Below are 12,346 nucleotides of genomic sequence, written 5' to 3'. Positions count from 1 at the left end.
GGTTAAATGCCTCAGTTTTTCAACGATCCGATACTACCCCAACCGGACTTCACAGGAAGTCACATGGTGATAGATGATCACTACGTGTTTATCTCGGGTCTAACCGTTGCTGACCTTTCTAACGACCACGATGCCAAAGGCGATATCAAGGAAGAAACGCGCCTAGTGATTCGCGAGCTTGCACGCATGCTGAACCAAGAAGAAGGCAGCTTAGCGGATGTGGTGCGTGTTGACATCCATTTGGCTGATTTAAAAGATATCAGCTCGATGGACGCTATTTATTCCGAATTCTTTGGGCCGGGTTGTTACTCGGCCCGTACGTGCACTGAATCGCCCTCTATCTACGGCGGTAGTCGCCTTGAAATTACCCTAATGGCTAAATGCGTTAGCGATTCGGAGCTCTAGCTACTTTGCAGCACAAAAAGCCAACTGAATGGCCTTTTGTGTACTCGTCTCTAGAAAGAACTTGTTTTACAAACTTGCCAACATACCAGTGGGATAGGTAAGCGTCAGCAGATTTGCCACCCCTATTAAGAAGAGCGTCGCTCCAGCCGCTAAACCCACGGCAGCTATGGGCTTCATACGTGCCACCACCAGTAAGAAGCCAAGGCAAAATATGGCGGCGGCAAACAGGAAACCGAGCACCATCACGCCTCCAATCAACGCGAAGAAACCGGCGACCCAAAGCAACTGCTGACTTAATGTCTGAGTTTGCCACTTCATCGGTTTGATGACCGTTCTAACAATTTCCAGCACGCAGGCTGCCACGATAATGGCAATCGCCAACCGGGGCATGATGCCACCCAGCATGGAAAGATCCGCAAACGCCCACCACATATACGCGGCACCGGCTAACAGACTGCCCAGCAATGCCACATCAATCACGCCCAGCGACAACGGAGCCACCTCTTCTTGAAGCGGATGAGCAGCAGACTCCTCGCTTTGACGGCGCTTTTGCAGGTAGTTACGTAAAGAGCGACGTAGCGGCGGAAGTAGCAGTGAGGCCGCAATCAGTGCGCCAATGATCAGTACGCCAGGCCGCATGAAGGCCTCAGCCCCCTGAAACTGGGCGGCTTGATAGAAGTATGCTTCAGCACCGGGCGCGAGCACAAAGCCAATCAAGAAGGCCGGGCGAGACCAGTTCGCCTGCTTGAACAGCACGCCAATCGCACCAATAATGCCGAGAGCAAAGAGATCCCCCAGCGAACGCGTTGCTTGATAGGCCGCAAAGAGAATCAAGATGGTAATCAGCGGTGCTAAAATCACGAACGGCACTCGCGTTAAACTCGCCACCGGACGCGCTAAGCCTAAACAGAGCGCAGCGCCTAAGATATTCGCTAAAGCTAACGACCAAATAATGGTGTACGTCAGATCAAGATTGGTCTCCAGCATACTAACCCCGGGCTGAAGGCCCAGCAGTAGCAAACCACCCAAGAACACCGCCGCCGTGCCAGACCCAGGAATACCAAACAGCAGCGTGGGCACCATTGCCCCGCAGGCACAGGCGTTGTTAGCAGATTCGGGCGCAATCACACCACGAATATCGCCTTTACCGAACTGTGATTTATCCTTGGCGCTCTGCACCGCATGGCCATAGGTGAGCCAATCCACCACTGAACCCGCCAGGCCAGGAATCGTGCCCATCAAGCTGCCAATGCCCGCGCAGCGAGCCACCAACCCAGGTCGTTTGGCTACATCCTTGACGCCCTCTTTCCAGCCTTTGCCCAATTGGCAGGGCTGCTCGGCAATTGCGCCGCGCTTCACTAATAAATCAATGATTTCAGGCAGTGCGAAAATACCTAACCCCACCACCACTAACGGCAATCCATCGTAGAGGTAGTCAATTTCAAACGGCAGCCGGAACTCCCCAGTGGCGGGTGCCATGCCAATGGTGCCCACCAGTAAGCCAACGCCGCAGGCAGCAATGCCTTTAAAAACATCTTTACCAGACAGAACCGCCACCATGGAAAGCCCCAGCAGCGTCAACATAAATAGCTCTGAGGAAGAGAACGACAGCACAACAGGCCGAGCAATAAGGATAAAGGCCGTCAACACCAGCGCACCGATAAGCCCACCGATCATTGATGACAGAAACGCGCTAGAGAGCGCTCGTGCCGCCTGCCCTTTTTTCGCCAACGCAAAGCCATCTACTACGGTGGCCTGGGAAGCGCTAGAGCCTGGAATGCCAAGCAGTACAGAGGCAAACGTATCGCCAGTGGGGATCACCGCCACTAAGCCCATTAGCATGCCCAGAGCAACGGAAGGCTCCATGCCATAAAGAAACGGTAACAGCAGCGACATGCCGGCTATGCCGCCAAGCCCAGGAATGATGCCCACAATCAGCCCAATCAGGACACCAATCACCATGTACAGCATATGGGGAACAGTAAACAACTGCCCCAAACTGGAAAATAAGACATCTATCATTGTCATGGCTCTTATGTTGTTTAGTGTAAGGGAGCCCAAAAGCACCACTTAAGCAGTGCTTTTTTGTGTTAACTGGCGTGTTAAATACGGGCATCGTGCTGCTCTAGCAGCCACTCGACCAACCACTGTCGCGTGGCATCATCAAGTGACATGGCCTCCTGTAGATGCTGCTCGACGACCTCACCCACCACTGGCGTGTAGGGGCCAAGCTGTGCCATTGCTGCATCTTTAAACGCTTCTGTATCCACAAAACGCTGTGCTGCTTCGCGATACTCCTGAATCAGCGCTTGTGGAGCATCGTTTGGCAGTAGGATCAACTTTTGCAGCGTGAACCCTGAGGCAAAGAACTTACGATACGCCTCGGCGGCGGGACCGCTAGGTGCTTCACCATGCAGGGTTTCATACACTTCATTGAAGGTTGGCAAGTCAGGAAAGGCAGGATCACGAACGATCTCGCCGCTGTCATTAAGAACGCCTAGGGAAAACAGCGGCACCGCTCGGCCGCTCTCTACCAGAGGTTCTACGCTGCTGAAATAGGCAGAGGTGGTCTGGAAATCGATATCGGCCTCGCCACGCTCAAAGGCTAACCGCCCTTCTCCACGGCTACGCATGCCCGAAACGGCCTGCACATCGGCCCCCAGCAAATCAAGCGCAATCAATACCGGCAGCTCTAGCCCGGTATGGCTTTGAACGGCAAACTTAACGCGCTGGTTAGTTACCGCGTTCAGCACTTCCTCTGCGCTATCGCCTAGGCCAGGTTGGGCATAGACCACGCCGCCGGTGGGCGTCGCTAAAATCGGCGTCCAATCATCGTAGCTATAGCGTACTCGGCGGTCTTGCAGCATGGCAGGGTATTGGGTAGAGGCAGACGTGCCAATCCACTGGCTGCCATCCGAGTCCGCCCGCATGGCGAACAGATTACTGCCATTAATAGAGCCGCCGCCGGGTACGTTGTCAATCACCAACGTCGGGTTGCCTTGAATATTCTCGATCATCCAGGTGGTGAAGAAGCGCGCCCATACGTCGGTTCCTCCGCCCACACCAAAGGGAATGGTCCAGCGAATGGTGTCAGGCACGTTCACATCGTCAGCTTGAGCATTCACACTGATAGCACCGAGCGTGGAACAAGCAACCACAAGTAGCGCTTTCTTGAACGTCTTTAGTGGCGTGTTTTTCAGAGTGGCCATGGCGATACTCCTGTTATTGATTATTGTCGGTCAGTCATAAAGGTAGCGTTATTCAATCAACGGTTTCGATAACGTGTTGCCCCACTTTCTTTGGAGGGGTCGCGTAAAAAATTTGCCCGCTCATGATCTTGCGAGCCGTTCGAATGAGCGATACGCGCGCTAGGTCAAAGGCATTCTGCTGGCGATATTCGGCCGTTAGCTCAATAGAGCCAGAAGGATGCTCCAGAATAATCTGTGATAGCAGTTGTCCAGCGAAAAGCTTACGAGTGCTCATGGCCATGTGATTGGCAATCGAGCCGGGCACGTTAATCGCCGCCACCACGGCCATCGCACCTGTCACGGCAATCGCTTTATGGCAGCGATGGGGCACAAAATAGCGCACATTCAGCGTGTGGGATGCTGCTTCAGCCGCTGAAATAAGTACCACCTTGGGCAGCACGCTCTGGCTAACATCGCCCATTCCCATTCGTCTCCCCGCTTCACGGCGCAGGGTCTCCAAGCGGGTTAATAAGGCCGCGTTATTATCCAGCTCAACAGGCGACTCATGGCCAGTTAACCCGACCGACTCAGCGCGCAGCAGCATAATCGGGGTGGCCGCATCAATACAGCTCACCTCGACACCATCAATCTCATCGCAAGCGTTTCCGGTGGGTAGCAGCTGGCCCGTTTTACTGCCCATGATGTCTAAAAAGCTGAGCTGGATGCCCGCCGCACTGCCAGGAACGCCGCTAATGGTAACGCTACCTTCGTACTGCACCTGCTTACCCGGAGTGGGTACATGGCACTCAATCAACCGCCGGGTGTTCAGGTTATGCACCTTCACCACGGTCGTACCGTCTTGGGGTTCCACCAGCCCTGTTTCGATGGCATAGGGCCCAACGGCAGAGAGCATGTTGCCGCAGTTCGGGTTAAAGTCGACGCGCTTGTTCACTACGTCTACTTGAGCAAACAGGTAGTCAACATCGGCATCAGGGTGTGACGAGCGCTCCACAATGGCCACTTTGCTGGTGAGCGGGTCGCCGCCTCCAATACCATCGATCTGTAGCGCATGGCCGGAGCCCATCAAACTCAGCAGAATATCAGCCTGCTGGGCCTGGTCACTGGGCAGATCTTTCATGCGAATAAAGGGGCCTCTAGAGGTGCCGCCCCGCATAATGACACAAGGAATGCTGTTCATATCGCTCCGCCATAGTTCGCGATGACTGTATGAACGAAGAATGTCAGCCAATGTTTAATGTCTCAAATGCAAATATAGGTTGCTATAAATCCGTTTTGTGCATTAATGTGTTTTGATTATTAATTACCCTCTTTAGCGCAACAATCCTATGCTGCATAGACTCGAATTTCTCGACCTCCAGGCCTTCATTTTGGTCGCTGAATTAGGCACCTTTCATGAGGCGGCGCAGCGCTTGCATTTATCGCAGCCAGCGCTTACTCGGCGCATCCAAAAACTCGAAGAACTCCTTGAAGTTGAATTACTTGAGAGAACCACGAGACGTACCCGACTAACGCCAATTGGAGCTGACTTTCTACCCCGTGCCAGACGTATGTTAGAGGAGTATGAGTCCTCGATTTTGGGAATTCGCGAGCTCGTCACGCACCAAAAAGGCACGGTGACGATTGCCTGCTTGCCAACGGCAGCCTTCTACTTTTTGCCTAGTGTCATTCGCGTGTTTAGCGAGGCTTGGCCGGGCATTCGCATCCGAATTCTGGATGTCAGTGCTAACGAGGGACTGGAAAAAGTCATTAATGGTGAGGCGGATTTCGGCATCAACATGATCAGCGCGCAAAGCTCCGAGGTGCGCTTTACCCCGCTACTTCGAGACCCCTTTGTGCTGGCACTGCGCTCAGACCACCCGCTTGCCAGCAAAAAGCAGATTGAGTGGAGCGATTTAGAAGATGTGCGTCTCATTACTGTGAGCCGCGATAGTGGCAATCGCACGTTGCTGGATAACGCGCTTTCAGCGGAGGGTATCCACCTCAACAGCTTTTATGAGGTACAGCATCTCTCTACCTCATTAGGACTGGTGGAATCGGGGTTGGGTGTGGCTATTTTGCCGCGCATGACCATGCCCGGCCCGGATCACGACACGCTCTGTTCTCGCGATTTACCCGAGCCACGCATTCAGCGCTCGATTGGTTTAGTGCGCAGCAACTCGCACAGCTTATCCAGTACTGCGCAGCTATTTATTGATCTTCTTTTAGAGCACTGGGGCAAAGAAGCTATCTAGCGACTTTCGGAAGGTAGCAACGCTAATACCGCCTCAATATCTACATGGGCTTCCAGCATATCCGCCAAGCGATCAAGTTCATGCTCTCGGTGGGCTTGGTAATCGCTTTGCTCGTCGTCAGCGAGGCCCAGTTGTTTTAACAGCCCATGGCAGGCATCAGGATGGTCAAATAGTCCATGCAGATAGGTGCCGATGATTTGGCCATCATCACTGACCGAGCCTTCTGGTCGACCATTAATATCAAATAGTGGCCTGCTCAGGGCGGAGCCTTCGCTAATGCCGTTATGAATTTCATAACCCATGACCGTTGCCGTTTCGCCGACTAGCACACCGCTAACATTACGTAGCTGTTTGCCCAGCACCATACGTGTGGTGAGCGATAAAAGCCCCAATCCGGCTACTTTCCCTGGCTGCCCTTCTAGCCCGTCGGGGTCATCGACCCACTCGCCCAACATCTGAAAACCACCGCAAATACCCAACACCTTACCGCCATAGCGCAGGTGACGCTGAATGGCGTTATCCCAGCCCTGGCGCTTTAGCCAAGCTAGGTCGCTGGCAGTGCTTTTACTGCCCGGCAATATGATGACATCTGCCGCGGGAATCGGTTGGTCCGGTCCAATAAAATGCAACGCCACGTGAGGATGAAGGCGCAGCGGGTCAAAGTCGGTATGGTTACTGATACGTGGAAGCGCCGGCACAACAATAGTTAATGGCGCTGCCTGCGCTGTTTTTTGGGTGAGGCCAACGCTATCCTCAGCATCCAGTAATAATCCCTGCAGATACGGCAAGGTGCCGAACACAGGTTTACCTGTCCGCTGGGTCAACCACTCAAGCCCTGGGTTCAGCAGGCCAATGTCGCCGCGAAAACGGTTGATAATAAATCCCCTGGTACGCGCCTGCTCGCTTTTACTGAGCAATTCAAGCGTGCCTACCAACTGGGCAAATACGCCTCCTCGATCAATATCGCCGACCAGTAATACGGGGCAATCTGCCGACTCCGCAAACCCCATATTCGCGATATCGCCCTTTCGCAGATTAATTTCGGCAGGGCTGCCTGCCCCTTCGGCAATAATGACATCATAACGGCGCTGCAATGCATGCCAAGCGGCCATGACACTTTCCTGAGCAGTCCGCTTAAAGGCGTGGTAATCCAGCGCCCCCATATGGCCGTACACCTTACCGCGCAAAATTATCTGAGCGCCACGGTCCGATTCCGGCTTAAGCAGCACGGGGTTCATATCACTATGAGGTACCACGCCAGCGGCCTGTGCTTGTAGAGCGGTAGAGCGGCCGATTTCTCCGCCATCTTCCGTTACGGCACTGTTCAATGCCATGTTTTGAGGCTTGAAAGGAGCCACACGAAAGCCTCGACGTTTAAGCACTCGGCATAGCCCGGCGACCACGGTGCTCTTACCTGCATCTGACGTGGTGCCTTGAATCATTAAGGTGGCCATGCGACATGCTCCATACGTTCAGTTAGCCCAGCAAAGGCCGAACTGTAGCGAGCACTCTACAAGGATGCAACGCACATCAAGGGCAAAGAAGACCACCCTTGCGACGGCACCCCCAGCAGGCTTAGCGATTCAAACAAGCGCTTTACACGCCCTCAGCCCTCCTGGCGTGATAAAGCATCTGATTGTTTAACCTGAAAACAGAGATGGAAGTTGCTTAATAACGCCGGCATGGGCTCATCTTCTGTGAGCCTGTCGGGCGGGTTTAACGTAAACGTGTGGTTGTTCATCAGCGCGGCCAGTACCGCGCTGGTCACCAGCAGGACGATATTTCTTCCGGGGCAAATACCCGGCCCTCCGCTAAAAGGCAGCAGTGGCCAGTGTTTAAGTTGTTCAGGGTTTAGCCAAATATCGGGCGCAAAGCGGTTGGCGATGTCCAATGTGCGGTCATCACGGTGAAAATAGGGCGCATGGATAAGCAGCGTGGTATTGGTAGGCATTTCGCCTTGCGACCAGCACGTTCGCTCTGTTGTTTCGCGCAGAATAAGGGGCGTTGTTGGCCACAACCGCAAGGCTTCCAGCACACAGGCTTGTAAAAAGGGGTTGTCTGGCGGTGGGGAGAGGTTAATTTCACGCTGAGCCCGTTCAGCCTGAGCCGGATGGGCGCATAGCAGCGCCAACGCTCGAAACGTCGCCATACCGGCAGGCTCAAACGCAAATAGCCACTGAGGCATCTGGCCCACAGGTTTTGCCTGGCTCCCGATGGCGTAATGGGACACCTTCGCCGCCAGGCTATTGGTTTCAGACTGATCGACATAGTGCGCTAAACGATTATGAAATTTTTGCCGTAACCGCTTGTGCTTGGGACGCATGAATCCCCAATTAGCAGCCTTACGCAGTTGAATAAGTTCTTGGGTGAGCGGGTAATCATCCCGAGCAGCATCCCCCAACACCACGCGACGCACGACACGGTTCCAGGCATCAAAAAACAAGGGCCAGTCCAGCTTATTATTATGATGATAAACGGCCTTTAAGAGTGCGTTTACCTCCTGCTCAGCCACTTGGGTAAAGTGATCAGAAAAACGGTGCATCGGACAACCGCTTTCTAAAACGTCTTCATTTAACCGCCGCCGCTCTTCGCGGGCCTTACCCTTTGAGATCAACGCTACATCCGGTTCAAAATGGGCAAGTGCGCTCTTTTTTGCTGATTCAGCCGTGGCGAAGGGCTCGGGCGTTTCCTCTATTACCCGGGTTGCATCATCCGGGTCTAATATCAATGCCATGGGTTTGAACGGTGTTTTAAAAAGTAGCGGGCCCTTTCCATATTTATTATTAAACGCCTGTACTTGTTTAATGGAGCGCTTGTCCAGTGCCCATCGCTCAGCAACGTGCATAACGCCTGGGCGGCGAATAATGACGCCCTTGGCAATATTGGGCGCCATGACCTTAAACAAGAACGATACGGTTTCGCTAAACGATGCGGTGGGCAGTGAATCGGTGACGGTTTCCTTTGCCATTAGCGCTCTCCTTTTAAATCGTCCATGAGAGCCAAGTCTAGATGCCCCTTAACGCACCGCAAGCGAAACGCTTTAAATCTTTAGCCTTTCAAACCTTTGTTAAAAAAAATAATTTTATAATTAAAGGAAACGGCAAATGCTTTTACCATCGTAAAACTAAAAAAATGGGATCTTTACCGATTGTTTGCTTATTTCACTATTTCGTACAATAAAGAAGAATAACCATCTAACTGCTCAAGGCTCTTCACTGGCCTACTAGCGATAGGCTTCTGGCAGACATTGCCGCCGTTTTCGGTTATTTTGGCAGCCCTCTTTTACCCAAAATTAACGGCTATAAATGCAAGATTTACTCAATGAGATCGCAAGGGCAATGGCCGCCGAAACCGAACGTGGCAAGGTGGCCGACTATATCCCTGAGCTTGCTCATGCGGACCCCCAAAAATTTGCCATTTCACTTGCTACAGTGGAAGGCGCACGCTACTCAGCCGGTTGTGCCACTACTCCTTTCTCGATTCAGAGTATTTCGAAAGTGTTTACGCTGACGATTGCGTTGGGAAAAATGGGCGATGCGCTTTGGTCCAATGTTGGCCGTGAGCCATCGGGTGATCCGTTTAACTCTATCGTTCAACTTGAGCACGAAGGCGGCAAACCGCGGAATCCATTTATTAATGCCGGGGCGATAGCGGTCGTTGACGCCATCATGATGGGTCATGAACCCAAGGAAACGCTTGCCGAACTGCTAAGCTTTGTGCGCTATATCGCGGACGACGACAGCATCTGCTTTGACCATACTGTCGCTGCTTCTGAAATGGCGCACCGTGACCGCAACGCCTCGCTTGCCCACTTTATGAAAGCATTTGGCCGCCTGCGCCACGATGTCGATAAAGTCCTGGGTACCTATTTTCACCAGTGCGCCATTGCCATGAGCTGCCAACAGCTTGCTCATGCGGGGCTTTTTTTGGCGTCTGATGGCGTTAACCAGCCCAGCAACATTCGCGTCGTCTCCCCTCAACGGGCTCGGCGTATTAACTCGTTGATGATGATGTGCGGGCATTACGACGCCTCAGGTGAATTTGCTTTTCGGGTGGGGCTACCAGGAAAAAGTGGCGTCGGTGGCGGCATCCTGGCAATCGCCCCAGGCCAAGGCGCCATTGCTGTCTGGTCACCAGGCCTGGATGAATATGGCAATAGTCTGCTGGGCACGAGAGCACTTGAAATGTTTGCTCAACGCACCGGCTGGTCAGTGTTTGGGCATTGATCTGATCGTTTTTACTCCTTCAAGTCACCACTCACAATCTGGTTAGTAATAAAAAAACTAAAATATTTCTACCTTGCTAACCAGACAACATCCTACTGATGGTAAAACTGCCATCAAATTCTTGCCAAATTTACATCTCCTCGACATCAGTTCGTAACAGTCCCTCGCTAGGCTGACACCCAACCAATGAGATCGATCTCATTTCACCAATAACAGGTGCTGGCATGGCAGATTTACTCAGCGTGGCAAAACTCGCCGGCGTCTCTCGAGCAACGGCCGCACGCGCTTTTTCAACCCCTGATTTAGTACGCGACACAACGCGGGAAAAGGTCTTCCATGCAGCTCAACAGCTTGCATTTAGGCCTAACAAAGTGGCTCAGCAGTTGCGCTTACAAGCAACGCAAATGATTGGCGTCATGGTACCTAGTCTTGATAACCCGGTATTTGCGGAACAGCTTCAAGCCATGGAAGTAGCCGCTCGGGCCTGCTGGTATTCACTTATTGTTACGACGAGTGAATACGATGCCAGTCGCGAGAACGACATTGTCGAAGAGATGTTACGTCAGCGAGTTGATGGCTTGGTGCTAACCGTGGCTGAAGCTGATAAAAGCACCGTGCTTACTCAGCTACGTCAAGAAACTACGCCCTGCCTGCTTGTTTATAACCCTCCCGGCAAAAGCGGTTTTCCCTCTGTCGGCGTTGATAATCACGCCGCTAGCGAAGCCGCCACCCACTACCTTATTTCGCTGGGTCACCAGCAAATTGGTATGGTCGCCGGCCCATTACTGCAATCCGACCGTGCGCAACATCGTTATGAAGGCTATCGCCTTGCCATGCAGACGGCTGGGCTACCCCCATATCCACTCATTGAAATGCCCCGTCACACCCAAGCAGACCTGAAAAGTCTAGCGCCGCATTTACATGGCACCGATGGACTCAGTGCGCTGATTTGTACCAATGATCTACTCGCCATCAGTTTGATAGGCGAACTTCAACGAGCCGGGCTTTCGGTACCTAGCGATCTATCCATTATGGGGTTTGACGGCATTGCCCTGGGAAAATATCTCTATCCCTCGCTTTGCACCATTGAGCAACCCCGTGCGGATATTGGTCGTGCAGCCATTCACACGATGTTGAACATGATTCGGGGTGAAAGACCCGTTCTTACACCCCTGCCCTATGTATTACGAAAGGGCGAAAGTGTCGGAGCTCCGACAACCAGAAAGACCCCACCAGGTATTTCATCGAGGAGTATCACATGAACGTTAAGCATCTATATCAAGCGCTATTGGCCACTACGCTGATCAGCGCTTCAAGCAGCGTGATGGCTCAAAACAGTGATAATGCTATTTGCTACAACTGCCCGCCCGAGTGGGCGGACTGGGGCACACAGCTACGCCTGATTGAGCAGGAAACCGGCATCCGGGTACCACAAGATAATAAAAACTCCGGCCAGTCACTGGCACAGCTAGTGGCAGAAGCCAATAGCCCTGTTGCTGATGTGGTCTACTACGGAGTGACGTTTGGTATCCAGGCGATGGAAGCCGACGTCGTTGAGCCTTACCAGCCAGCCCATTGGGATGAAATACCTGAGGGCCTTAAAGACCCTGACGGTAACTGGTTTGCCATTCACTCAGGCACGCTTGGCTTTATGGTCAACGTTGATGCCTTGGATGGCGCCCCCGTTCCTACCTCTTGGGAAGACCTGCTCAAACCTGAGTACCGGGGCATGGTGGGCTATCTTGATCCCGCCAGCGCTTTTGTTGGTTACGTGGGGGCAACCGCGGTTAACCTAGCGATGGGTGGCGATCTTAACGACTTCACCCCCGCCATTGATTACTTCAACCAGCTCGCCGATAACGCCCCTATCGTTCCGAAACAAACCAGCTACGCCCGCGTACTTTCCGGTGAAATTCCGATTCTGCTGGATTACGACTTCAACGCTTACCGTGCCCGCTATAGCGATGGCGTCAACATCGACTTTGTGATTCCTGAAGAAGGCAGTGTCGTTGTGCCCTACGTCATGAGCTTGGTGAAAGATAGCCCTAACCCGGAAAACGGCCGCCAAGTGCTTGATTTCGTACTTTCCGATCAAGGCCAAGCGGTATGGGCAGATGCTTATCTACGCCCGGTACGCGAAGAGGCTATCTCAGCAGAAGCCCGTGAAGTCTTTCTGCCCGATAGTGATTACGCCCGCGCCGTCACGGTAGATTATGATGCCATGGCCAATGCCCAGCGCAGCTTCTCCGAGCGGTATCTTTCGGAGGTTCGTTAA

At 52.9% G+C, this 12,346-nt stretch carries 10 protein-coding genes; 5 read left to right on the top strand and 5 right to left on the bottom strand.

Annotation, left to right across the window (positions count from 1 at the left end):
• Window positions 1-63 precede the first annotated feature (63 nt).
• Window positions 64-405 (top strand): RidA family protein, encoded by a 342-nt coding sequence (locus tag ACT3T7_RS09855; RefSeq protein ID WP_444630926.1) that lies wholly within the window; start codon window positions 64-66, stop codon window positions 403-405.
• Between the two features lie 66 nt (window positions 406-471).
• Here ACT3T7_RS09855 and ACT3T7_RS09850 read toward each other — a convergent pair whose 3' ends face one another.
• From ACT3T7_RS09850 to ACT3T7_RS09840, 3 genes are all read right to left on the bottom strand, one after another.
• Window positions 472-2,427: a tripartite tricarboxylate transporter permease gene (locus ACT3T7_RS09850; protein ID WP_444630925.1), complete on the bottom strand. Its 1,956-nt coding sequence runs from the start codon at window positions 2,425-2,427 to the stop codon at window positions 472-474.
• Window positions 2,428-2,507: 80 nt separating this feature from the next.
• Window positions 2,508-3,614 (bottom strand): tricarboxylate transporter, encoded by a 1,107-nt coding sequence (locus tag ACT3T7_RS09845; RefSeq protein ID WP_444630924.1) that lies wholly within the window; start codon window positions 3,612-3,614, stop codon window positions 2,508-2,510.
• A 52-nt stretch (window positions 3,615-3,666) separates the two neighbouring features.
• Window positions 3,667-4,791, bottom strand: a complete 1,125-nt coding sequence (locus ACT3T7_RS09840) for a 4-oxalomesaconate tautomerase (RefSeq protein ID WP_444630923.1) — start codon at window positions 4,789-4,791, stop codon at window positions 3,667-3,669.
• A gap of 148 nt (window positions 4,792-4,939) precedes the next feature.
• Here ACT3T7_RS09840 and ACT3T7_RS09835 point away from each other — a divergent pair, with 148 nt between their 5' ends.
• On the top strand, window positions 4,940-5,845 hold the full coding sequence (locus ACT3T7_RS09835; protein ID WP_139528162.1) for a LysR family transcriptional regulator: 906 nt from the start codon (window positions 4,940-4,942) through the stop codon (window positions 5,843-5,845).
• Here ACT3T7_RS09835 and ACT3T7_RS09830 read toward each other — a convergent pair.
• Both ACT3T7_RS09830 and ACT3T7_RS09825 read right to left on the bottom strand, forming a co-directional pair.
• Window positions 5,842-7,299 carry a cobyric acid synthase gene (locus tag ACT3T7_RS09830; RefSeq protein ID WP_444630922.1) on the bottom strand — a complete coding sequence of 486 codons (1,458 nt, stop codon included), beginning with the start codon at window positions 7,297-7,299 and terminating at the stop codon, window positions 5,842-5,844. The genes ACT3T7_RS09835 and ACT3T7_RS09830 overlap by 4 nt on opposite strands.
• Before the next feature lie 152 nt (window positions 7,300-7,451).
• A complete protein-coding gene (locus ACT3T7_RS09825; protein ID WP_444630921.1) occupies window positions 7,452-8,813 on the bottom strand; it encodes a cytochrome P450 in 1,362 nt (453 codons plus the stop codon).
• A 337-nt stretch (window positions 8,814-9,150) separates the two neighbouring features.
• Between ACT3T7_RS09825 and ACT3T7_RS09820 the strand changes: the two genes are divergently transcribed.
• The 3 genes from ACT3T7_RS09820 to ACT3T7_RS09810 all read left to right on the top strand — a co-directional run bounded on the left by ACT3T7_RS09820 (window position 9,151) and on the right by ACT3T7_RS09810 (window position 12,346).
• Window positions 9,151-10,071 carry a glutaminase gene (locus ACT3T7_RS09820; RefSeq protein WP_444630920.1) on the top strand — a complete coding sequence of 307 codons (921 nt, stop codon included), beginning with the start codon at window positions 9,151-9,153 and terminating at the stop codon, window positions 10,069-10,071.
• 224 nt (window positions 10,072-10,295) lie between these two features.
• Window positions 10,296-11,333 (top strand): substrate-binding domain-containing protein, encoded by a 1,038-nt coding sequence (locus ACT3T7_RS09815; protein WP_444630919.1) that lies wholly within the window; start codon window positions 10,296-10,298, stop codon window positions 11,331-11,333.
• Window positions 11,330-12,346, top strand: a complete 1,017-nt coding sequence (locus ACT3T7_RS09810) for an ABC transporter substrate-binding protein (protein WP_444630918.1) — start codon at window positions 11,330-11,332, stop codon at window positions 12,344-12,346. The genes ACT3T7_RS09815 and ACT3T7_RS09810 overlap by 4 nt, the downstream gene beginning before the upstream one ends.

This window comes from Halomonas sp. 111 (assembly GCF_052379685.1).
Classification (GTDB): domain Bacteria; phylum Pseudomonadota; class Gammaproteobacteria; order Pseudomonadales; family Halomonadaceae; genus Vreelandella; species Vreelandella citrativorans.
This window is presented reverse-complemented; position numbering and strand designations above follow the sequence as displayed.

Bases quoted from the DNA above. Each gene is read 5' to 3' on its own strand.
- ACT3T7_RS09810 (WP_444630918.1), top strand. From the start codon at position 11,330: ATGAACGTTAAGCATCTATATCAAGCGCTATTGGCCACTACGCTGATC.
- ACT3T7_RS09835 (WP_139528162.1), top strand. From the start codon at position 4,940: ATGCTGCATAGACTCGAATTTCTCGACCTCCAGGCCTTCATTTTGGTC.
- ACT3T7_RS09845 (WP_444630924.1), bottom strand. From the start codon at position 3,614: ATGGCCACTCTGAAAAACACGCCACTAAAGACGTTCAAGAAAGCGCTA.
- ACT3T7_RS09815 (WP_444630919.1), top strand. From the start codon at position 10,296: ATGGCAGATTTACTCAGCGTGGCAAAACTCGCCGGCGTCTCTCGAGCA.
- ACT3T7_RS09850 (WP_444630925.1), bottom strand. From the start codon at position 2,427: ATGATAGATGTCTTATTTTCCAGTTTGGGGCAGTTGTTTACTGTTCCC.
- ACT3T7_RS09825 (WP_444630921.1), bottom strand. From the start codon at position 8,813: ATGGCAAAGGAAACCGTCACCGATTCACTGCCCACCGCATCGTTTAGC.
- ACT3T7_RS09820 (WP_444630920.1), top strand. From the start codon at position 9,151: ATGCAAGATTTACTCAATGAGATCGCAAGGGCAATGGCCGCCGAAACC.
- ACT3T7_RS09830 (WP_444630922.1), bottom strand. From the start codon at position 7,299: ATGGCCACCTTAATGATTCAAGGCACCACGTCAGATGCAGGTAAGAGC.
- ACT3T7_RS09840 (WP_444630923.1), bottom strand. From the start codon at position 4,791: ATGAACAGCATTCCTTGTGTCATTATGCGGGGCGGCACCTCTAGAGGC.
- ACT3T7_RS09855 (WP_444630926.1), top strand. From the start codon at position 64: ATGGTGATAGATGATCACTACGTGTTTATCTCGGGTCTAACCGTTGCT.